The 20,056-nt window shown below is 65.6% G+C and carries 14 protein-coding genes, 3 rRNA genes and 1 pseudogene; 17 read left to right on the top strand and 1 reads right to left on the bottom strand.

The genetic code is table 11. From position 1 onward, the window contains the following. From WBL06_RS03955 to WBL06_RS03890, 14 genes and pseudogenes are all read left to right on the top strand, one after another. Positions 1 to 1,187: pseudogene (locus WBL06_RS03955) on the top strand (hypothetical protein); the annotation flags it as partial. A gap of 550 nt (positions 1,188 to 1,737) precedes the next feature. Beyond that, positions 1,738 to 3,260 (top strand): 16S ribosomal RNA (locus WBL06_RS03950). A 495-nt stretch (positions 3,261 to 3,755) separates the two neighbouring features. Beyond that, positions 3,756 to 6,871: ribosomal RNA gene (locus tag WBL06_RS03945) — 23S ribosomal RNA — on the top strand. Positions 6,872 to 7,003: 132 nt separating this feature from the next. After that, a 5S ribosomal RNA gene (gene rrf / locus WBL06_RS03940) occupies positions 7,004 to 7,120 on the top strand. The 16S, 23S and 5S rRNA genes sit together here, the layout of an rRNA operon. Positions 7,121 to 7,200: 80 nt before the next feature. After that, complete coding sequence (locus WBL06_RS03935; RefSeq protein WP_424454672.1) at positions 7,201 to 8,136, top strand: hypothetical protein; 936 nt, start codon at positions 7,201 to 7,203, stop codon at positions 8,134 to 8,136. After that, the gene (locus WBL06_RS03930; RefSeq protein ID WP_424454671.1) at positions 8,123 to 9,193 is read left to right on the top strand and encodes an HAD-IIA family hydrolase; all 1,071 of its coding nucleotides are present in this window, start codon (positions 8,123 to 8,125) and stop codon (positions 9,191 to 9,193) included. The genes WBL06_RS03935 and WBL06_RS03930 overlap by 14 nt, the downstream gene beginning before the upstream one ends. Beyond that, the gene (locus WBL06_RS03925; protein ID WP_424454670.1) at positions 9,190 to 9,369 is read left to right on the top strand and encodes a hypothetical protein; all 180 of its coding nucleotides are present in this window, start codon (positions 9,190 to 9,192) and stop codon (positions 9,367 to 9,369) included. Before WBL06_RS03930 ends, WBL06_RS03925 begins: the two co-directional genes overlap by 4 nt. Position 9,370: 1 nt before the next feature. Further along, a complete protein-coding gene (locus WBL06_RS03920) occupies positions 9,371 to 10,168 on the top strand; it encodes a TlyA family RNA methyltransferase (protein ID WP_424454669.1) in 798 nt (265 codons plus the stop codon). 23 nt (positions 10,169 to 10,191) lie between these two features. Then, positions 10,192 to 11,142 carry an NAD kinase gene (locus tag WBL06_RS03915; RefSeq protein WP_424454668.1) on the top strand — a complete coding sequence of 317 codons (951 nt, stop codon included), beginning with the start codon at positions 10,192 to 10,194 and terminating at the stop codon, positions 11,140 to 11,142. Then, a complete protein-coding gene (gene recN, locus WBL06_RS03910) occupies positions 11,139 to 12,845 on the top strand; it encodes a DNA repair protein RecN (protein WP_424454667.1) in 1,707 nt (568 codons plus the stop codon). The genes WBL06_RS03915 and recN overlap by 4 nt, the downstream gene beginning before the upstream one ends. 121 nt (positions 12,846 to 12,966) lie before the next feature. Next, the gene (locus WBL06_RS03905) at positions 12,967 to 14,730 is read left to right on the top strand and encodes a CTP synthase (protein ID WP_424454666.1); all 1,764 of its coding nucleotides are present in this window, start codon (positions 12,967 to 12,969) and stop codon (positions 14,728 to 14,730) included. A gap of 5 nt (positions 14,731 to 14,735) precedes the next feature. Then, entirely contained in the window at positions 14,736 to 15,314 is a 579-nt protein-coding gene (locus tag WBL06_RS03900; protein WP_424454665.1) for an NUDIX domain-containing protein, read from the top strand. Then, entirely contained in the window at positions 15,301 to 16,242 is a 942-nt protein-coding gene (locus WBL06_RS03895; RefSeq protein WP_424454664.1) for a site-specific tyrosine recombinase XerD, read from the top strand. The genes WBL06_RS03900 and WBL06_RS03895 overlap by 14 nt, the downstream gene beginning before the upstream one ends. Positions 16,243 to 16,333: 91 nt before the next feature. After that, entirely contained in the window at positions 16,334 to 17,221 is an 888-nt protein-coding gene (locus WBL06_RS03890) for a ParA family protein (RefSeq protein WP_424454663.1), read from the top strand. 19 nt (positions 17,222 to 17,240) lie between these two features. On the opposite strand, the gene WBL06_RS03885 is transcribed toward WBL06_RS03890, so the two are convergent. Then, positions 17,241 to 17,780, bottom strand: coding sequence for a hypothetical protein (locus tag WBL06_RS03885; RefSeq protein ID WP_424454662.1), 540 nt, complete (start codon positions 17,778 to 17,780; stop codon positions 17,241 to 17,243). A 58-nt stretch (positions 17,781 to 17,838) separates the two neighbouring features. Here WBL06_RS03885 and WBL06_RS03880 point away from each other — a divergent pair, with 58 nt between their 5' ends. From WBL06_RS03880 to WBL06_RS03870, 3 genes are read left to right on the top strand one after another with little or no spacing between them, the layout of a single operon-like run. Next, the gene (locus WBL06_RS03880; protein ID WP_424454661.1) at positions 17,839 to 18,672 is read left to right on the top strand and encodes a segregation and condensation protein A; all 834 of its coding nucleotides are present in this window, start codon (positions 17,839 to 17,841) and stop codon (positions 18,670 to 18,672) included. 1 nt (position 18,673) lies between these two features. Further along, positions 18,674 to 19,279 (top strand): SMC-Scp complex subunit ScpB, encoded by a 606-nt coding sequence (scpB, locus tag WBL06_RS03875; RefSeq protein WP_424454660.1) that lies wholly within the window; start codon positions 18,674 to 18,676, stop codon positions 19,277 to 19,279. Continuing rightward, the gene (locus WBL06_RS03870; protein WP_424454659.1) at positions 19,276 to 20,052 is read left to right on the top strand and encodes a pseudouridine synthase; all 777 of its coding nucleotides are present in this window, start codon (positions 19,276 to 19,278) and stop codon (positions 20,050 to 20,052) included. The genes scpB and WBL06_RS03870 overlap by 4 nt, the downstream gene beginning before the upstream one ends. The last annotated feature ends 4 nt before the right edge of the window (positions 20,053 to 20,056 follow it).

Below are 20,056 nucleotides of genomic sequence, written 5' to 3'. Positions count from 1 at the left end.
ATCCACCCCCCGCCTGGCCGCCGGCGTCCCCCTCGTACGACCTGCCCGCCCCTGCGGCCGCTCCGCAGGCCCCTCCGTCGTACGACCTGCCGCCGCCCGCGGCCGTGCCGTTCGCGGCTCCACCCTCGGATGACCCGCCGTCGGATGACCCGCCGTCGTCGCAACACGTGCCCTCGTACGATCTGCCCGCACCAGGTATCACGTCCTACCCCGGGGCCGCGCCGACGGGGCACGCGTATCCGCCGACCGTCCAGTACCCGGCAGGACTCGACTCCGCCCCGCCTGCTGGACCGAGCTACGACTTTCCCGCATCTGCTCCGCCGCCTTCGCAGCCCGCGCCGCCGCTTGCGCCGCCCGCGCCGCTCGAGGAGCCGCCGTACTACGCGGCGCCGGAACGATACGTGACACCTCCACCGTCCGACGGCCACTCCGGCGCACCGGCGGCCTACGAGGGCTACGCGCCGCAGCCGGCCTACCCGGAGCCACCACCCGATCCCCGCCCGGTCGAGCAGTCGGTCGACGAGCATCCGCTGGTGCGAGCGGAGCCGGCCGTCCCGGCGACGGTCTTCCCGCCGGGGCCGCTTCTGCCGAGTTCGACAGCCGTCGAGACGCCGGACGATCTCGAACGCTCGACCGCCGTCGAAAAGGTCGGGCTCGCTCTGGCCGTCATCGCCGGGCCGATCGGGTTGGCCATGGCGATCGTCAACGCGGTACGCAGCGCGCGTCGCCGGGGGTGGCTCATCGGCGTCGTGCGTGCGTCGCTGGTGCTGGGCGTCATCTCGAGCATCGCGGCCGGCATCGCCGGGTACGTGCTGTGGAATGTGCGGCTCGATCAGATCGCACACGCCGAGATCGCCGCAGCCAGTGCCGAGTTCTGTGCGGCCGCCGAGGCGGATCCGACCATGGTGACGCCGCCGACGCTGGGCTGGCCGGCCCAGGGCGCTTCGGTGGGCGAGTCGATCACGGCTATGCAGGCCTGGACCGATCGCTGGACAACGTTGGCGGCGACTTCGCCGGACAAGCTCCGCACCGGGATGGAGCAGCTCGCCGAGACGGGTCAGAACATCGTCGAATCGGTCACCGAGGCGCGCGTGGTCGACGACGCGACGAACCAGGCGCAGATCGCGGCGTCCGCGGGGGAGTCAGGGGTCGCCGCGTGGCACACGACTTACTGCGTCGAGCCCTGACATTCCGGGCATCTGGGGCGCGACACGCCCGGGATGCGCGCTCGATTTGGCAGAGCGGCCAACGTCACGTAACTTGGTCACTCGTCACCCCAAAGGTGCCGGAAGCCGCAGTGTGAACAACGCCGCTGGAGCATCCGGGCCTCAAGTGGGGACACTCCTCTCGAAGGATCGTCAGGATCCGCGCTGATCAGAGCTTCAAGCTGACAGGCGCGACCAGACGAGCTAGAGTGGGGAGCCCAGCGCGAGGAACCGCTTCGGTTCGGCGTGTCGCTTGACACGCACGCCCGCGCTGGTAGGTTAGAGCAGTTGCCCTGAATCCCTCCCGAAACGGTCGGGGTTCTGGCGCGCCCGATCCTTGAGAACTCAACAGCGTGCACTATGTCAAATGCCAAATACCTCTGTCGGTGACCTCGGTCACCGACGAGATTCCTTTGGATTGACGGATTGTCAGTAGACAATCCTTTAGTCAGATCAACTCGCGCAGTCTCGTCCCATTCCGGACGAGGTGCGCACCGGTTTGCCGGCGGCCTCGGTCGTCGTGCTACCAAACCTTACGGAGAGTTTGATCCTGGCTCAGGATGAACGCTGGCGGCGTGCTTAACACATGCAAGTCGAACGGTGAAGCAGGAGCTTGCTCCTGTGGATCAGTGGCGAACGGGTGAGTAACACGTGAGTAACCTGCCCCAGACTCTGGGATAAGCGTTGGAAACGACGTCTAATACCGGATACGAGACGAGAAGGCATCTTCATCGTCTGGAAAGAATTTCGGTCTGGGATGGACTCGCGGCCTATCAGGTAGTTGGTGAGGTAACGGCCCACCAAGCCTACGACGGGTAGCCGGCCTGAGAGGGTGACCGGCCACACTGGGACTGAGACACGGCCCAGACTCCTACGGGAGGCAGCAGTGGGGAATATTGCACAATGGGCGCAAGCCTGATGCAGCAACGCCGCGTGAGGGACGACGGCCTTCGGGTTGTAAACCTCTTTTAGCAGGGAAGAAGCGAAAGTGACGGTACCTGCAGAAAAAGCACCGGCTAACTACGTGCCAGCAGCCGCGGTAATACGTAGGGTGCAAGCGTTATCCGGAATTATTGGGCGTAAAGAGCTCGTAGGCGGTTTGTCGCGTCTGCTGTGAAAACCCGAGGCTCAACCTCGGGCCTGCAGTGGGTACGGGCAGACTAGAGTGCGGTAGGGGAGATTGGAATTCCTGGTGTAGCGGTGGAATGCGCAGATATCAGGAGGAACACCGATGGCGAAGGCAGATCTCTGGGCCGTAACTGACGCTGAGGAGCGAAAGCGTGGGGAGCGAACAGGATTAGATACCCTGGTAGTCCACGCCGTAAACGTTGGGAACTAGATGTGGGGGCCATTCCACGGCTTCCGTGTCGCAGCTAACGCATTAAGTTCCCCGCCTGGGGAGTACGGCCGCAAGGCTAAAACTCAAAGGAATTGACGGGGGCCCGCACAAGCGGCGGAGCATGCGGATTAATTCGATGCAACGCGAAGAACCTTACCAAGGCTTGACATATACGAGAACGCTGCAGAAATGTAGAACTCTTTGGACACTCGTATACAGGTGGTGCATGGTTGTCGTCAGCTCGTGTCGTGAGATGTTGGGTTAAGTCCCGCAACGAGCGCAACCCTCGTTCTATGTTGCCAGCACGTTATGGTGGGAACTCATAGGAGACTGCCGGGGTCAACTCGGAGGAAGGTGGGGATGACGTCAAATCATCATGCCCCTTATGTCTTGGGCTTCACGCATGCTACAATGGCCGGTACAAAGGGCTGCAATACCGCAAGGTGGAGCGAATCCCAAAAAGCCGGTCTCAGTTCGGATTGAGGTCTGCAACTCGACCTCATGAAGTCGGAGTCGCTAGTAATCGTGGATCAGCAACGCCACGGTGAATACGTTCCCGGGCCTTGTACACACCGCCCGTCAAGTCATGAAAGTCGGTAACACCCGAAGCCAGTGGCCCAACCGCAAGGAGGGAGCTGTCGAAGGTGGGATCGGTGATTAGGACTAAGTCGTAACAAGGTAGCCGTACCGGAAGGTGCGGCTGGATCACCTCCTTTCTAAGGAGCACTGTGCTAGCCGGCTCGCCGGATCTAGCCAGAGCCATGCCAGGCCGAACGTGCCTGGATGGAGCTCATGGGTGGAACATTTGACTAGGCGTCGGCGCGACGCTCGAGACCTCAGTACTTCCTTCGGGAATGGAACGGGTCGGAAGCGAAGAGCCGGCGCATGCACGCTGTTGGGTCCTGAGGGACCGGTCGCGTCTCTTCGGAGACACAACCAACCTCAGGACCTATTTCGCGTCTGGCCAGCAGGCGAGGCGCGAGTAGGTACCGCCCGTACTTTGAGAACTACACAGTGGACGCGAGCATCTTAGATCCGAGATCCCTCACTCTTTGAGGGAGAGGATCTCGAGATCTACATGGTGAACCGACGTGCCACGGCTTCTTAGGAAGTCACGGCACGTCATTCACTGGTCAATCTTGCAGCCGACGGAAACCGTCTCTTCGGAGAGGGAAGTACGACCGGCTGCACGATCGATTCAAAACTCATGTAGTCAAGTTTCTAAGAGCAGACGGTGGATGCCTTGGCATCTGGAGCCGAAGAAGGACGTAGCAATCTGCGATAAGCCTCGGGGAGTTGATAAGCGAACTTTGATCCGAGGATGTCCGAATGGGGAAACCCCGTCAGGCGTACTTTGTGCGACCTGATGACTCCCGCCTGAATATATAGGGCGGGTAGAGGGAACGTGGGGAAGTGAAACATCTCAGTACCCACAGGAAGAGAAAGCAACCGCGATTCCGTAAGTAGTGGCGAGCGAAACCGGAACAGGCCAAACCGATCATGTGTGATAGCCGGCAGGCGTTGCATGATCGGGGTAGCGGGACCTTCACGTACTTCTGCCGAAGTACACGTTGACATGCGCAATATAGGTGAACGGCATTGAAAGGCCGACCATAGAGGGTGCCAGTCCCGTAACCGAAATGTTGTGCAGCGGCGGAAGGGATCCCAAGTAGCACGGGGCCCGAGAAATCCCGTGTGAATCTGCCAGGACCACCTGGTAAGCCTAAATACTCCCAGATGACCGATAGCGGACAAGTACCGTGAGGGAAAGGTGAAAAGTACCCCGGGAGGGGAGTGAAATAGTACCTGAAACCGTCTGCTTACAAACCGTTGGAGCCTCCCTAGTAGGGGTGACAGCGTGCCTTTTGAAGAATGAGCCTGCGAGTTAGTGGTATGTGGCGAGGTTAACCCGAGAGGGGAAGCCGTAGCGAAAGCGAGTTCGAATAGAGCGATTCAGTCGCATGCCCTAGACCCGAAGCGAAGTGATCTATCCATGGCCAGGTTGAAGCGACGGTAAGACGTCGTGGAGGACCGAACCCACTTGGGTTGAAAACCGAGGGGATGAGCTGTGGATAGGGGTGAAAGGCCAATCAAACTTCGTGATAGCTGGTTCTCTCCGAAATGCATTTAGGTGCAGCGTTGCGTGTTTCTTGCCGGAGGTAGAGCTACTGGATGGCCGATGGGCCCTACAAGGTTACTGACGTCAGCCAAACTCCGAATGCCGGTAAGTGAGAGCGCAGCAGTGAGACGGTGGGGGATAAGCTTCATCGTCGAGAGGGAAACAACCCAGACTACCGACTAAGGCCCCTAAGCGTGTGCTAAGTGGGAAAGGATGTGGAGTTGCAGAGACAACCAGGAGGTTGGCTTAGAAGCAGCCACCCTTGAAAGAGTGCGTAATAGCTCACTGGTCAAGTGATTCCGCGCCGACAATGTAACGGGGCTCAAGCACACCGCCGAAGTCGTAGGATTCGCATATTTGGTAGGCCTTCGTGGTCCAGCCATGCGGATCGGTAGGAGAGCGTCGTGTGGCGAGTGAAGCGGCGGGGTAACCCAGCCGTGGACGCCACACGAGTGAGAATGCAGGCATGAGTAGCGAAAGACATGTGAGAAACATGTCCTCCGAAAACCCAAGGGTTCCAGGGTCAAGCTAATCTTCCCTGGGTAAGTCGGGACCTAAGGCGAGGCCGACAGGCGTAGTCGATGGACAACGGGTTGATATTCCCGTACCGGCGAAGAACCGCCCCAACCAATCCAGTAGTGCTAAGAGTCCTAATCCGGCAGATGGATCCCTTCGGGGTGAAGCAGCCGGCCTAACGCTCGACCCCATTCTGGTGCGGTTAGCGTATTAACAGGTGTGACGCAGGAAGGTAGCTGAGCCGGGCGATGGTTGTCCCGGTGTAAGGATGTAGGGCGAGAGATAGGCAAATCCGTCTCTCACATAGCCTGAGATCCGATGCGTACCCCTCACGGGGGAAATCAGTGATCCTATGCTGCCAAGAAAAGCATCGACGCGAGGTTCTAGCCGCCCGTACCCCAAACCGACTCAGGTGGGTAGGTAGAGAATACCAAGGAGATCGAGAGAATCGTGGTTAAGGAACTCGGCAAAATGCCCCCGTAACTTCGGGAGAAGGGGGGCCTGAGGCGTGAAGGGATTTGCTCCTGGAGCGTTTGAAGGCCGCAGAGACCAGTGGGAAGCGACTGTTTACTAAAAACACAGGTCCGTGCTAAGTCGCAAGACGATGTATACGGACTGACGCCTGCCCGGTGCTGGAAGGTTAAGAGGAAGGGTTAGCTTCGGCGAAGCTCTGAATTTAAGCCCCAGTAAACGGCGGTGGTAACTATAACCATCCTAAGGTAGCGAAATTCCTTGTCGGGTAAGTTCCGACCTGCACGAATGGCGTAACGACTTCCCAGCTGTCTCAACCGCGAACTCGGCGAAATTGCACTACGAGTAAAGATGCTCGTTACGCGCAGCAGGACGGAAAGACCCCGTGACCTTTACTACAGCTTGGTATTGGTGTTCGGTGTGGCTTGTGTAGGATAGGTGGGAGACTTTGAAGCGGGCACGCCAGTGTTCGTGGAGTCATTGTTGAAATACCACTCTGGTCACTCTGGATATCTAACTTCGAACCGTAATCCGGTTCAGGGACAGTGCCTGGTGGGTAGTTTAACTGGGGCGGTTGCCTCCCAAAAAGTAACGGAGGCGCCCAAAGGTTCCCTCAACCTGGTTGGCAATCAGGTGTCGAGTGTAAGTGCACAAGGGAGCTTGACTGTGAGACCGACGGGTCGAGCAGGGACGAAAGTCGGGACTAGTGATCCGGCAGTGGCTTGTGGAAGCGCTGTCGCTCAACGGATAAAAGGTACCTCGGGGATAACAGGCTGATCTTGCCCAAGAGTCCATATCGACGGCATGGTTTGGCACCTCGATGTCGGCTCGTCGCATCCTGGGGCTGGAGTAGGTCCCAAGGGTTGGGCTGTTCGCCCATTAAAGCGGTACGCGAGCTGGGTTTAGAACGTCGTGAGACAGTTCGGTCCCTATCCGCTGCGCGCGTAGGAAATTTGAGAAGATCTGTCCCTAGTACGAGAGGACCGGGACGGACGAACCTCTGGTGTGTCAGTTGTTCCGCCAGGAGCACCGCTGATTAGCTACGTTCGGAACGGATAACCGCTGAAAGCATCTAAGCGGGAAGCCGGCTTCAAGATGAGATTTCCATCCCTTAGGGGGAGAGGCTCCCAGCTAGACGACTGGGTTGATAGGCAGGATGTGGAAGTGGGGACTAAAGACCCATGGAGCTGACCTGTACTAATAAGCCGATAACTTGATAACACACAGTTTTGCATGGTCTGTGAAAACAGATTGCTGCTCGCGTCCACTTGTAGCTCTCGACGTACGGTCGGCTGCATCGTTTACCCGCCTTTCAGGCGGCGAGCCGGTGTGGAAGAGCTAAGTCAATAGTGTTACGGCGGCCATAGCGAAGGGGAAACGCCCGGTCACATTCCGAACCCGGAAGCTAAGACCTTCTGCGCCGATGGTACTGCGAGGGCGACCTCGTGGGAGAGTAGGACACCGCCGGACTTCTTTGAGAAAGGGGCTACCCGCATGCCGGGTAGCCCCTTTCTGCGTTAACGCCCCTTCCTCAGTATCAGGAGCCTCAGATGAGCGACCCGTCATCCCGCCGGCCGAAGCCGCGAACCGATCGCAAACCGCCCACGGGTAGACCCAGCGACCGCAAGCCGACGGATCGTCAGCCCAGCGACCGCAAGCCGACGGATCGAAAGCCGACGGATCGAAAGCCGTACGAACGCCAGTCGTACGAGCGCAAGGCGTTCGACCGAGCTGCAGCAGGGACAGATCGCCGGCCGCCCCGCGCGGACGACGATCGTCCGCGCCACGACGACCCCGAGATCCCCGAAGACGTCACCGCGAATCTTCTCGACAAGGTGGCCCGCGCGGAACTGAAGACCCTCAGCAAGGACAACGCGGACTGGGTCGCGCGTCATCTGGTGATGGCGGGGCGGCTCATCGACAGCGATCCCGATCTGGCGCACAAGCACGCCCAGGCGGCAGGACGCCGGGCCGGCCGGGTCGCGGTGGTGCGCGAATCGGTCGGAATCACCGCCTACGCGCTCGGCGAGTTCGAGCTCGCCCTCCGCGAGCTGCGCACCTACCGCCGTATTTCGGGCCGCGACGACCAGTTGCCTCTCATGGTCGACAGCGAACGGGGCATCGGGCGACCCGAGAAGGCGCTCGAGCTGGGCCGATCGGTTCGTCGCGCCTCGCTCGACGTGCCCGTTCAGGTCGCTCTGGCGATCGCGATGTCCGGCGCCCGTCTCGACCTCGGCCAGCCGGATGCGGCTCTCACCGAACTGCAGATTCCGCAGCTCGATCCTGAGCGTGCCTACGCCTGGAGCCCCGCACTGTTCGACGCGTACGCGACGGTGCTCGAAGACCTCGGTCGTGCCGAGGAGGCCGAACAGTGGTGGCAGCGGTCGGACCGCGCCACGACTGCCCTCGAGAACGCCGCCATTCCCGAAGGTGAAGACACCGTCGAGATCATCGACGAGGACTGGGATCCCGATGCCCCGCATTGAACGGAGCCCCCGCACGGAGGCGAGCCACCAGTCTCGACCCACTCCACTCGACGGTGTCGACGTTGTGCTCGCCGACCTCGACGGGGTGGTCTATCGCGGCGACGATGCCATTCCGCACGCCGTCCAGAGCATCAACCGTGTTCAGACGTCCCGCCGCGTCGGGTACCTCACCAACAATGCGTCGCGCACCGACGCGACGGTGGCCGCCCACCTGACGAACCTCGGGCTCTCCGTGGCTCCCGACGACGTCGTCACCTCGCCTCAGGCGGCCGTGAAGCTGCTCATCGACCTCGTCGAACCCGGAAGTCGCATCCTCGTCGTCGGCGGCGACGGACTCACCACCGAGGTGGAACGTGCCGGTTTCACCGTCGTACGGTCCGCCGACGATGCCCCGGCTGCCGTCATCCAGGGGTTCGCCCCACAGGTCGCGTGGACCGACCTCGCCGAGGCGGCGTACGCGCTGCGCGCGCCGGAGGGAACCGATGGCATCCCGTGGGTGGCGACCAACACCGATTGGACGATTCCGCAGGCCCGCGGCACCGCTCCGGGCAACGGAACGCTCGTGTCGGCCGTGCACACGGCCGTCGGCCGGCTGCCGGTGGTCGCCGGCAAGCCGGAGCGCGCGATCTTCGACGCCGCTGCGACCCGTTTCGCGGCGCAGGCTCCGTTGGTGATCGGCGATCGCCTCGATACCGACATCCTCGGCGCCAACCGGGCCGGCATGGCATCCGCTCTCGTCCTCACGGGCATCGACGGCCCGAAGCAGGTGCTCGCCGCTGAGGCCGATTCGCGCCCCACCTTTGTGCTCGGCGACCTGCGCGAGCTGTTCGCCCCGTACCCGCAGGTGACGATCAGCGAGAAACGGGGCGCGAAACTCGTGGCGGTGGGTGCCGCCGTCGTCAAGGTCGACCGCAACGCCGTCACGCTCGCGCGCCGAGGTGACCCGGTCGACGTGTTGCGAGCCGCCGCAGCCGCCATCTGGGGTGGCGGCGTGCCGATCTACGCGCTCGAGGTGGCCCCCGAGCTCTACGCCTCGCAGCTATCGTGGGCATCATGACCGGCGAGCAGATGCGCGAAGACGGCGAGGGCGACGCCTTGCTCTCTCGGTTGAAGGTCATCGAAGATCAGCCCCTCGAGACCCGCGCCGAGCACCTCGCGCAGGTCTACGAAGAGCTGCGCGCGACGCTGGAATCCGGCGACAGCCGCGTCGGCGACGCCCGCCCCAGCGCCTGACGTGACCGAGTTCGCCCGCCTCGACGCCGAACTCGTACGCCGCGGTCTCGCCCGATCACGCGCTCTCGCGGTCTCCGCGATCGAGGAGGGTCGGGTGCAGGTCGACGGACGCCCGGTTGTGAAGGCTGCCACGAAGGTGGCGGCGGATGCCGAGCTCGCCATCGACGGCGAGAACCGGTACGTCAGCCGGGCGGCACTGAAGCTCGTGGGCGCGCTCGACCGGTTCGCGATCGACCCCGCGGGGCGGCTCGCCCTCGATGTCGGAGCGTCTACCGGCGGCTTCACGCAGGTGCTGCTCGAGCGCGGCGCGCGCGAAGTCATCGCGCTCGACGTCGGGCACAGGCAACTGTCGCCGGTGGTGCGCAGCGATCCCCGGGTGCGCGTCGTCGAGGGCGTCAACGCGCGCGCGCTCGATCCGGCCGGACTGGCCACGGCATCCGGTACCGAAGAGCGGCCCGATCTGGTGACCGCCGACCTCTCGTTCATCTCCCTGCCGACCGTGCTGCCGGCCCTCGCCGCGAGCGTCGCCCCCGACGCCGACTTCGTTCTGCTCGTGAAACCGCAGTTCGAGGTGGGGCGGCAGGGGGTTCGGGAAGGCATCGTGCGCGATGCGGCACTGCGCCACGACGCGGTGCGCGGGGTCGTCTGGGCGGCCTGGGATGCCGGACTCGAGACGGCAGGAATCGCCCCCTCCCCAGTGCTCGGCAGCAACGGCAACCAGGAGTACCTGCTGTGGGCACGGCGCGCTGTCGGATCCCATCCCCCAGAATGGGAGAGCGTGATCGGCACCCTGCCGTAGCGTGCGCCCCGTTGGAGGAACTCGTGTCACCACACCGCCACCTCCTTGTCGTTGCGCACACCGGACGCCCCGATTCCCTTCAGGCCGGCGTCGACGTGTGTCGCCAGTTGTTCGCGGCGGGCATTACCCCGGTACTCTCGGCCGACGACCACGGCGATCTCGTCGGAGCCGCGCCCGATCTCGATCCCGTAGCGATCCTCGGTGAGCAAGTCGCACCGAGTGACCTCGAACTCGTGATCGTGCTCGGCGGCGACGGCACGATCTTGCGTGCCGCCGAACTCGCGCGCGGGTGCGACGCCCCGCTGCTGGGCGTCAACCTCGGGCACGTGGGGTTCCTCGCCGAGGCGGAACGCGAAGATCTGCACGACACTGTGGAGCGCGCGCTCGCCCGCGACTACGTCGTCGAGGAGCGCATGACCGTCTCGGTGCGGGTGAAGGTCGACGAGCAGGTCGTGTTCGAGACCTGGGCGTTGAACGAGGCATCCGTCGAGAAGGCCAGCCGTGAGCGCTCGCTGGAGGTGGCGATCGAGGTCGACGGCCGCCCGATCTCGACGTTCGGCTGCGATGGCGTCGTCATGTCAACGCCGACCGGATCCACCGCTTATTCGTTCTCGGCCGGCGGACCCGTCGTCTGGCCGAGTGTCGAAGCGCTGCTGATGGTGCCGCTCTCGGCGCACGCGCTCTTCGCCCGTCCGCTCGTCGTCGGGCCGGAATCCGCGCTCGCGGTGGAGCTGCTGCGCCGCACGCCCGGAACCGGGGTGCTCTGGGCCGACGGTCGCCGCACGTTCGACCTGCCGGCCGCCGCACGGGTGGTCGTGCGTCGTTCGCCGACTCCCGTGCGTCTTGCCCGGCTCAGCCCACGACCCTTCGCCGAGCGGCTCGTCAATAAGTTCGGTCTTCCCGTCGCCGGGTGGCGCGGCCCGACGTCCGACGAGGGGCCGCGTTCGTCGCCCGAAGGGCGAGTGGCGACGTGATCGAAGAGATCTCGATCCGCGACCTCGGCGTGATCGGCGAGGCGCGCCTGCCGCTCGGGCCGGGGTTCACCGCGCTGACGGGGGAGACCGGTGCGGGAAAGACCATGGTCGTGACCGCACTGGGCCTGTTGCTCGGTGAGCGCGGCGACAGCGGTGCGGTGCGCTCGGGCAGCCCGCAGGCGATTGTCGAGGGTCACTGGCAGATCGACGGCACCGGGGCGGTCGCCGACCGGGTGCGCGACGCCGGCGGCGATGTGGATGTCGCGGCCGATGGGCGAGCGCACCTCATCCTCGGTCGCTCGGTGGGCTCCGACGGGCGCAGCCGCGCGACGGTCGGGGGCCGATCGGCGCCGGTGGGGGTGCTGGCGGAGCTCAGCCCACACCTGGTGGTCGTGCACGGGCAATCCGACCAGATCCGGTTGAAGTCGGCGGTCGCGCAGCGCGAGGCGCTCGATCGATTCGCGGGGGCTCCGCTGGCTGCGCTGCTCGGCGACTACCAGGATGCCTTCCAACGCTGGCAGGCCGACCGCGCCGAGCTCGACCTGCTCGTCGCCGAACGCGACCGGCGGGTGCGCGAAGCAGAGGAACTGCGCATCGCGATGGCGGAGATCGAGGCCGCGGCGCCCCAGCGTGGGGAAGATGTCGCCCTCGCCGAGCAGGCCGAGCGGCTCACCAACCTCGAAGACCTGCGCATCGCGGCGACGGAAGCGCGAGAGGCGGTCTCGACGCAACTGGGCGACGGTGCCGACGCTACGGCGCTCGTCGACAGCGCACGGCGTTCCCTCGATCGGGTCGTCGCCCACGATTCGACGCTCGCTCCGATCACTGAGCAGCTCGACGCCGCCTCGTTCGCCCTCGCCGAGATCTCGGGTGCGCTCTCCAGCTATCTCGGGGGTCTGGATGCCGACGGTGCACGCGAACTGGAGGGAATCCAGGAGCGACGCGCTGCCCTCACCGCGCTGACCCGCCGCTACGGCCCATCTCTCGACAACGTCATCGACTACCTCGAGTCGGGCAGTACCCGGCTGCTCGAGCTCGACAACGATGCCGACCGCATCGAGCAGCTCACCGCGGAAGTCGACGCCGGTCTCGCCCGCGTTCACGATCTCGCCGCGCGATTGACCGAGCTGCGCCGCGCGGCGGCGTCCCGGTTGCAGGATGCCGTGTCGGCGGAGCTGCAGGCGCTCGCGATGCCCGACGCGCGGCTCACGATCGAGGTCGACGAGCGCGAGCTGACTCTCACCGGGCACGACCAGGTGACGCTTCTGTTGCAGCCGCATCCCGGTGCGGAGCCCCGCCCGCTCGGCAAGGGGGCCTCGGGTGGCGAGTTGTCGCGTGTGATGCTGGCCATCGAGGTCGTGCTCGCCGGATCCGACCCGGTGCCCACGTTCGTCTTCGACGAGGTGGATGCCGGCGTCGGCGGCGCATCGGCGTCCGAGATCGGGCGGCGATTGGCGAAACTGGCGCAGACCGCGCAGGTGATCGTCGTCACGCACCTCGCCCAGGTTGCGGCCTATTCGACCAACCACCTCGTCGTCGAGAAGGGCACCGACGGTTCGGTCACGACCAGCAACGTGCGCCTCGTACACGCCGACGACCGCGCGTTCGAGATGGCGCGACTGCTGTCGGGGTCACCCGACTCCGAACACGCCCTCGCGCACGCCAAAGAGCTGCTCGAGCAGGCGCACGGCACCTGGGTGTGATCCGACGCCCGAGACGGACGTCGGCGCTGGCGCCGCACGGAGGCCAGAAATGGCCTCCGTCTTGAGCGAGCGCGCGCGCGTCACAGCCAACCGTGACTCCGGTGAGATACGCTGAAACCCCGTGGTGATCAACTCCGCTCGATACAGCGCTGGCCCGGTTCGTACCAAACACATCTTCGTCACCGGAGGTGTCGTTTCGTCCCTTGGTAAGGGACTCACCGCGGCGTCGCTGGGGAATCTGCTCACCGCCCGCGGCCTCCGGGTGAAGATGCAGAAACTCGACCCGTATCTGAACGTCGACCCGGGAACGATGAACCCGTTCCAGCACGGCGAGGTCTTCGTCACCGACGACGGCGCCGAGACCGATCTCGACATCGGCCACTACGAGCGCTTCCTCGACATCAACCTCGACCAGGCCGCCAACGTCACCACGGGCCAGATCTATTCGCGAGTCATCGAACGCGAACGCCACGGCGAGTATCTCGGCGATACGGTGCAGGTCATCCCGCACATCACCGACGAGATCAAGCGGCGGATGCGGCTGCAGGCGGAAGCCCCGGCTGACGGATCCGCCCCGCCCGATGTGATCATCACCGAGATCGGCGGCACCGTCGGCGATATCGAGAGCCTCCCGTTCATCGAGTCCGCGCGCCAGGTGCGCCACGAACTCGGCCGCCAGAACGTCTTCTTCGTGCACGTCTCGCTCGTGCCGTTCATGGGCGCCTCGGGCGAGCAGAAGACCAAGCCGACGCAACACTCGGTCGCGGCGTTGCGCTCCATCGGCATCCAGCCCGACGCCCTCGTGCTGCGCAGCGACCGCCCGGTGTCCGAGTCCAACCGCCGCAAGATCGCTCTCATGTGCGACGTCGAAGAGCAGGCCGTGGTCAACGCGATCGACGTCGCGAGCATCTACGACATCCCGACGATGCTGCACGAGCAGGGGCTCGACGCCTACATCATCGACCAGTTGAAACTGCCGGCCGGCAAAGTCGAGTGGGATGGTTGGCAGGACCTGCTGAAGACCGTGCACGACCCGAAGTACGAACTCACGATCGCGCTCGTCGGCAAGTACATCGATCTGCCGGACGCCTACCTCTCGGTGACCGAAGCGCTGAAGGCCGGAGGCTTCGCCCACGAGAGCAGGGTCGTCGTCAAGTGGGTCGCCTCTGACCTGTGCGAGACGCCGGGGGGCGCCGCGCACGAACTGGCGGATGTCGACGGCATCCTGGTGCCCGGCGGCTTCGGGGTTCGCGGCATCGAGGGCAAGCTCGGTGCCCTGCGGTTCGCCCGCGAGAACAAGATCCCCACGCTCGGCATCTGCCTCGGGCTGCAGTGCATGGTCGTCGAATACGCGCGGAATGTCGTCGGTCTCGCGGGCGCCTCGTCGAGCGAGTTCGACCCCGACACCGAGTTCCCGGTGATCGCGACGATGGCCGAACAGGTCGACCTGCTCGCCCGCGGTGACATGGGTGGCACGATGCGCCTCGGCCTCTATGAGGCACGCTTCGAGCCCGGCTCGATCGTCGAAGGTCTCTACGGAGCTTCGACGGCATCCGAACGTCACCGCCACCGCTACGAGGTCAACAACACCTATCGCCAGCAGATTGCGGATGCCGGACTGGTCTTCTCGGGCATCTCGCCCGACCGGTCGCTCGTGGAGTACATCGAGCTGCCCGTCGAGGTGCACCCGTTCTACGTCGCCACGCAGGCCCACCCCGAGCTGCGGTCGCGGCCGAACCGCCCGCATCCGCTGTTCCGCGGGCTCATCGGCGCGGCACTGGAGCGGCAGCAGGCGAGCCGGTTGTTCGAGGTCGCCGATCCGGGGGAGCCTGCGATGGTCGAGGCTCATGCCGCGGAGCCGGTCGCGCAGCCCGCGCAGGCCTGACCCCGATGGATCTCGAGGCGCTGGATTCCGGACCGCTCGAGGATGTCGTCGATCCGGCGCCCGTATTGAAGCGCGAGACGGTGTTCGACGGCCGGGTCTGGGACATCGTGCGGGAGACCGTGACCTTCGGCGGTGCCCCCATGACGCGCGAGTACATGGAGCATCCGGGGGCGGTCGTCGTCGCCGCGATCGATGACGGCGAACGGATTCTGGTCATCAACCAGTACCGACACCCGATCGGGATGCGCGATTGGGAGCTGCCGGCCGGCCTGCTCGATGTACCCGGCGAAGACAAGCTCGCCGCCGCGCAGCGCGAACTCGCGGAGGAAGTCGATCTGGTGGCCAGCGAATGGCGCGAGCTGGTGGCGTACCACCCGTCGGCCGGGGGCAGCGATGAGGTGATCACGATCTTCGAAGCGCGCGGACTGTCGGCGGCACCGGGCATCCATGACCGCACCGACGAGGAAGCCGAGATCGTCGTGCGGTGGGTACCCCTCGACGACGTGCGCGACGGCATCACCGCGGGACGCCTCCACAACGGGCCGCTCATCACGGCGGCGCTCCTGGTGCATGCCCGACGCTGACGGCGGCATCCCGGTCGGGCTCGCCACCGACCTCGACCGCTACCTGCGGCATCTCGCGATCGAGCGGGGTCGGTCGCCGCACACGATCGCCGCCTATCGTCGCGACCTGAGCCGCCTGCTCGACTCCCTGCGCAGAGCGGGGATCTCGGATGCCGGAACGATCGCCCCCCGACATCTGGTCGCCTTCGCCCGGGAGCTTCGCGAAGGCCCCGCGCCGCTCGCCGCCTCGTCGGTGGCTCGCATGCTCTCCAGTGTCCGGGGCTTCACGCGGTTTCTCGTCGACGAGCAGCGCATTCCCGTCGATCCGGCGGCCGACCTCATCGCTCCGAAGTTGCCCGACCGGCTGCCGAAAGCGCTGACGATCGCGCAGGTGGAGAGCCTCTTGGCGGCGACCGACGGCGACGAGCCGGGCGTGCTGCGCGATCGGGCGCTGCTCGAGCTGCTCTACGCCACCGGCGCACGGGTCTCGGAGGCGGTGTCGCTCAACGTCGATGATCTCGTCGGCGAGGCGGGAACGACCGATCTGGTGCGCCTGTTCGGTAAGGGCTCGAAGCAGCGCATCGTGCCGGTCGGTAGCTACGCGCGGGCGGCGATCGACGCCTACCTGGTGCGGTCCCGCCCGGTGCTTTCGGTGCGAGGTCGGGCCACGCCGGCGCTCTTCCTCGGCATGCGCGGAGCTCGCCTCTCGCGGCAGAACGCGTGGCTCGTCATCCGGGCCGCCGCGGCGCGCGCGCAGCTCGACGTCGAGGTGTCGCCGCACAGCCTGCGGCACTCGTTCGCCACACACCTGCTGCAAGGCGGGGCCGACGTGCGGGTCGTGCAAGAGCTGCTCGGACACGCGAGCGTGGCGACGACGCAGATCTACACCCGGGTCACCGCCGACGCCCTGCGCGACATGTACGTCACGGCGCACCCCCGGGCGCGTTGAAGTTTCAAGTTCAACTTGAGCTGGAGCCGAACCTGACGCGGCCGGGCGCGTTCATCCGGGGGCCGCGGGAAGCCCGACATACACTCGGGCCATGGCGGGGCATCGACAGGATGTGACCGAGCTGCCGGGGCTGGAAGCCCCCGAGCTCGGACCCACGGGGCGCCCGGCGAGCTTCTTCCCCGAGCCCGCGGCGCTCAAGCGGCACGGTCCGGCGCGCATCATCGCCTTGTGCAACCAGAAGGGCGGGGTCGGCAAGACGACCACGTCGATCAACCTCGGTGCGACGCTCGCGGAGTACGGCCGCCGCGTGCTGGCCGTTGACTTCGACCCGCAGGGGGCGCTGAGCGCCGGCCTCGGCGTTCCGACGCACGACGTCCCGACGATCTACGACCTGCTGCTGGGTTCGAGTACCGCCGTCGTCGACACGATCGTTTCAACGTCGACCCCGGGGCTCGACGTCATCCCGGCCAACATCGATCTCTCGGCCGCCGAAGTTCACCTCGTCAATGAGGTCGCCCGCGAACAGATCCTCGCGCGGGTACTGCGTCAGGTGTCGGACAAGTACGACGTCATCCTCATCGACTGTCAGCCGTCGCTCGGTCTGCTCACCATCAACGCGCTCACCGCGGCACACGGGGTGCTGATCCCGCTGGAGTGCGAGTACTTCGCGCTGCGCGGCGTCGCGCTGCTGGTCGAGACGATCGAGAAGGTGCGCGATCGGCTCAACCCGGCCATCCAGCTCGACGGCATCCTCGCGACGATGTACGACGCTCGCACCTTGCATTCCCGCGAGGTGCTTCAGCGCGTCGTCGAAGCCTTCGGGCCCCAGGTGCTCGAGACCGTCATCGGTCGCAGCGTCAAGCTGCCCGACGCCTCGGTCGCCGCGGAGCCGGTCACGATGTTCGCCCCCGAGCACGCCGTCACCGAGGCGCACCGGCAACTCGCCCGCGAACTCATCGCTCGCGGAGCCGTCGCCTAACCCGAGGCAGTCGCCGGTGTCAGGCCTCGAGCGAGGTGCCGCAGCTCGAACAGGTCGGCCGGGCGGCGACGATCATCCAGCAGCTCGGGCAGGTGACCTCCCGCAGGCTTGGCACGGGTGTCGCCCGAGCGCGCGGGGTCGCGGTGGCGCGCTGCCGCGGGTCGCGGCGCGGGGTGGTGGGCCGCGCGACCACTCGACGGTGAACCTCGGCGACGCCGCCGTCGGCCGGCAGGTCGTCGGCGTAGGCGCGGTAGCACTCCAGCCGCCGCTCGGCTTTCACCCGATCGTCGGTGTCGCCCAGACACAGCGAAGCGAGTGGTGGCTCGCCTCGGCGCAGCGCCTCGGCCGAGACCCGGCCGAGCAACTTGTCCATCCAGGTGATCGCGGGCTGGTCGTGCGCGATTCCCGACTGCTGCTGCACCCGCGCGGCAAGCTGCTCGTCGGTGAGGACGGCGTGGTAGGTGTGCGCCGTCTCAAGGAGGGCATTGCGGGCGATCGGCGTCCACGTGGTGAGCGCGTCGCTGTTGGAAACGTAGGAGCCGTTGGCACGGTGAGGCATCTGGAGCTGGGTTCCTTCCCGCAATCGACCCTAGCTCTGGCAACTAAGCTCGCGTTTCATGCAGGACGCTTCCGTGACGGTGGATGAGGCCGCCGAAGCGCCCGACGCACCGGCCGGCTTCCGGCTGACCCTCTCGAACTTCGAAGGGCCTTTCGACCTGTTGCTGTCGCTGATCGCCAAGCACGAACTCGACATCACCGAGATCGCGTTGAGCACGGTCACCGACGAGTTCATCTCGTATCTGCGGGGCCTCGACACCGAAGACGAACTGGATCAGGCGAGCGAGTTCCTGCTGGTCGCGGCGACGCTGCTCGACCTGAAGGTGGCGGGCCTGCTGCCTCAGGGCGAGCTGGTGGATGCCGAAGACGTCGCCCTGCTCGAAGCCCGCGACCTGCTGTTTGCCCGCCTGTTGCAGTACCGGGCGTTCAAGGAAGCGGCAGCCTGGTTCGCCACGGGGATCGAGGGGGAGTCCACTCGCCACGTGCGCTCCGTGCGCCTCGAAGAGAAGTACCGCCGGCAGACCCCGGATCTGGTGTGGACCCTGAGCCTCGGCGACTTCGCCGCCCTTGCCGCCCTCGCCTTCGCGCCGCGCGAGATCCCGACCGTCGGACTCGACCACCTGCACGCGCCGCTGGTGAGCATCCGGGAGCAGGCCGCCCACGTCGTCGCCATGCTGCGCGGCGGCGGGCCGGTCACCTTCCGGCAGCTCATCGCGGGTGCCGACCAGCGCGGCGTCATCGTCGCGCGCTTCTTGGCGGTGCTCGAGCTCTACCGCCACTCCGCCATCTCGTTCGAGCAGATCGAACCGCTCGGCGAACTCACCCTCACCTGGTCGGCCCAACATTGGACCGATGACAGCCTTGCGAGCCTGGGGTCCGATTACGATGCCTGAGATGTCCAGTAGTGGGTCGAGTGCGCTCGACGAAGCCGAGCGTGGATCGAGACCCGCCGTCGACCTGGAACGCGCGCTCGAAGCGATCCTGATGGTCGCCGACGAACCCCTGCCGCTGGTGAGCCTCGCGACGGCGCTCGGCTCGCCGATGGCGGCGGTGCGCCAGTCGATCGAACGGCTCGTCGCCGACTACGACGGCGAGGGCGACGGCCCGGTGCGCGGCTTCGAGTTGCGCGAGGTCGGGGGCGGTTGGCGCATCTACGTGCGCGAGGCCTTCGACGACATCGTCAAAGAGTTCGTGCTCACCCAGAACCCCACCAAGCTGTCGCAGGCGGCACTCGAGACGCTCGCGGTGATCGCCTACAAGCAGCCGATCAGTCGGGGTTCGGTCGCCGCGATCCGCGCCGTCAACGTCGACTCGGTGGTGCGCACCCTGCTCGGGCGCGGCCTCATCCAGGAGGCGTACACCGACAGCGAGACGGGCGCGATCCACTACGAGACCACGCCGCTGCTGCTTACCTCGCTCGGCATCAACTCGCTCGACGAGCTGCCGCCGATCTCGCCGTTGCTGGCCGACGGTCGCGACGGTTTCGACGGCCTCATATGACACCCGAACGTAGCGATGGCGAGCGGCTGCACAAGGTGCTTGCCGCGGCCGGGGTGGCATCCCGCCGCGTCTGCGAGCAGTACATCGTCGAGGGCCGCGTGTCGGTGAACGGCTCCGTCGTCACCGAACTCGGATCGCGAGTCGACCCCGCCGTGGATCTCGTCGCCGTCGACGGCCAGGCGGTGCAATTGGATGTCTCGAAGCGCTACGTCATGCTCAACAAGCCGGTCGGGGTGGTGTCGTCGATGGCCGACGACCGCGGGCAGCGCGACCTGCGGGAGTTCACCGCGGCGTACGAGGAGCGGCTGTTCAACGTCGGCCGACTCGACGCCGACACGAGCGGCCTGCTCATCCTCACCAACGACGGTGATCTCGCCCAGGTGCTCGCGCATCCGTCGTTCGGCGTCGAGAAGACCTACATCGCCACCGTGCAGGGCGTCGTCTACCCGGCCGCTCTCAAGAAGCTGCGCGAGGGTTTCGACCTGGAAGACGGCCCGATCCGCGCCGACAAGGCGCGTCTCATCGGGGAACCATCGACAGACCGCAGCATCGTCGAGATCACGCTGCACTCCGGGCGCAACCGCATCGTGCGCCGCATGCTGGATGCCGTGGGTCACCCGGTGCTGGACCTGGTGCGCCGCCAGTTCGGCCCCTTGCATCTGGGCACTCTCGGGTCGGGACAGAGCCGTGACCTCGGTAAGCTGGAACTCGGGCAGCTGCTGACTCTCGCGCGTGAGCCCCACCCCTCTCCGTCCTCCGACACCCTGGATTGATTCC

It is taken from the genome of Pseudolysinimonas sp. (genome assembly GCF_049651805.1).
GTDB lineage: Bacteria > Actinomycetota > Actinomycetes > Actinomycetales > Microbacteriaceae > Pseudolysinimonas_A.
Note: the sequence above shows the minus strand (reverse complement) of the source record. Positions and strands in the feature narration are given on the sequence as shown.

Bases quoted from the DNA above. Each gene is read 5' to 3' on its own strand.
- WBL06_RS03935 (WP_424454672.1), top strand. From the start codon at position 7,201: ATGAGCGACCCGTCATCCCGCCGGCCGAAGCCGCGAACCGATCGCAAA.
- WBL06_RS03930 (WP_424454671.1), top strand. From the start codon at position 8,123: ATGCCCCGCATTGAACGGAGCCCCCGCACGGAGGCGAGCCACCAGTCT.
- WBL06_RS03925 (WP_424454670.1), top strand. From the start codon at position 9,190: ATGACCGGCGAGCAGATGCGCGAAGACGGCGAGGGCGACGCCTTGCTC.
- WBL06_RS03900 (WP_424454665.1), top strand. From the start codon at position 14,736: ATGGATCTCGAGGCGCTGGATTCCGGACCGCTCGAGGATGTCGTCGAT.
- WBL06_RS03895 (WP_424454664.1), top strand. From the start codon at position 15,301: ATGCCCGACGCTGACGGCGGCATCCCGGTCGGGCTCGCCACCGACCTC.
- WBL06_RS03890 (WP_424454663.1), top strand. From the start codon at position 16,334: ATGGCGGGGCATCGACAGGATGTGACCGAGCTGCCGGGGCTGGAAGCC.
- WBL06_RS03885 (WP_424454662.1), bottom strand. From the start codon at position 17,780: ATGCCTCACCGTGCCAACGGCTCCTACGTTTCCAACAGCGACGCGCTC.
- WBL06_RS03880 (WP_424454661.1), top strand. From the start codon at position 17,839: ATGCAGGACGCTTCCGTGACGGTGGATGAGGCCGCCGAAGCGCCCGAC.
- scpB (WP_424454660.1), top strand. From the start codon at position 18,674: ATGTCCAGTAGTGGGTCGAGTGCGCTCGACGAAGCCGAGCGTGGATCG.
- WBL06_RS03870 (WP_424454659.1), top strand. From the start codon at position 19,276: ATGACACCCGAACGTAGCGATGGCGAGCGGCTGCACAAGGTGCTTGCC.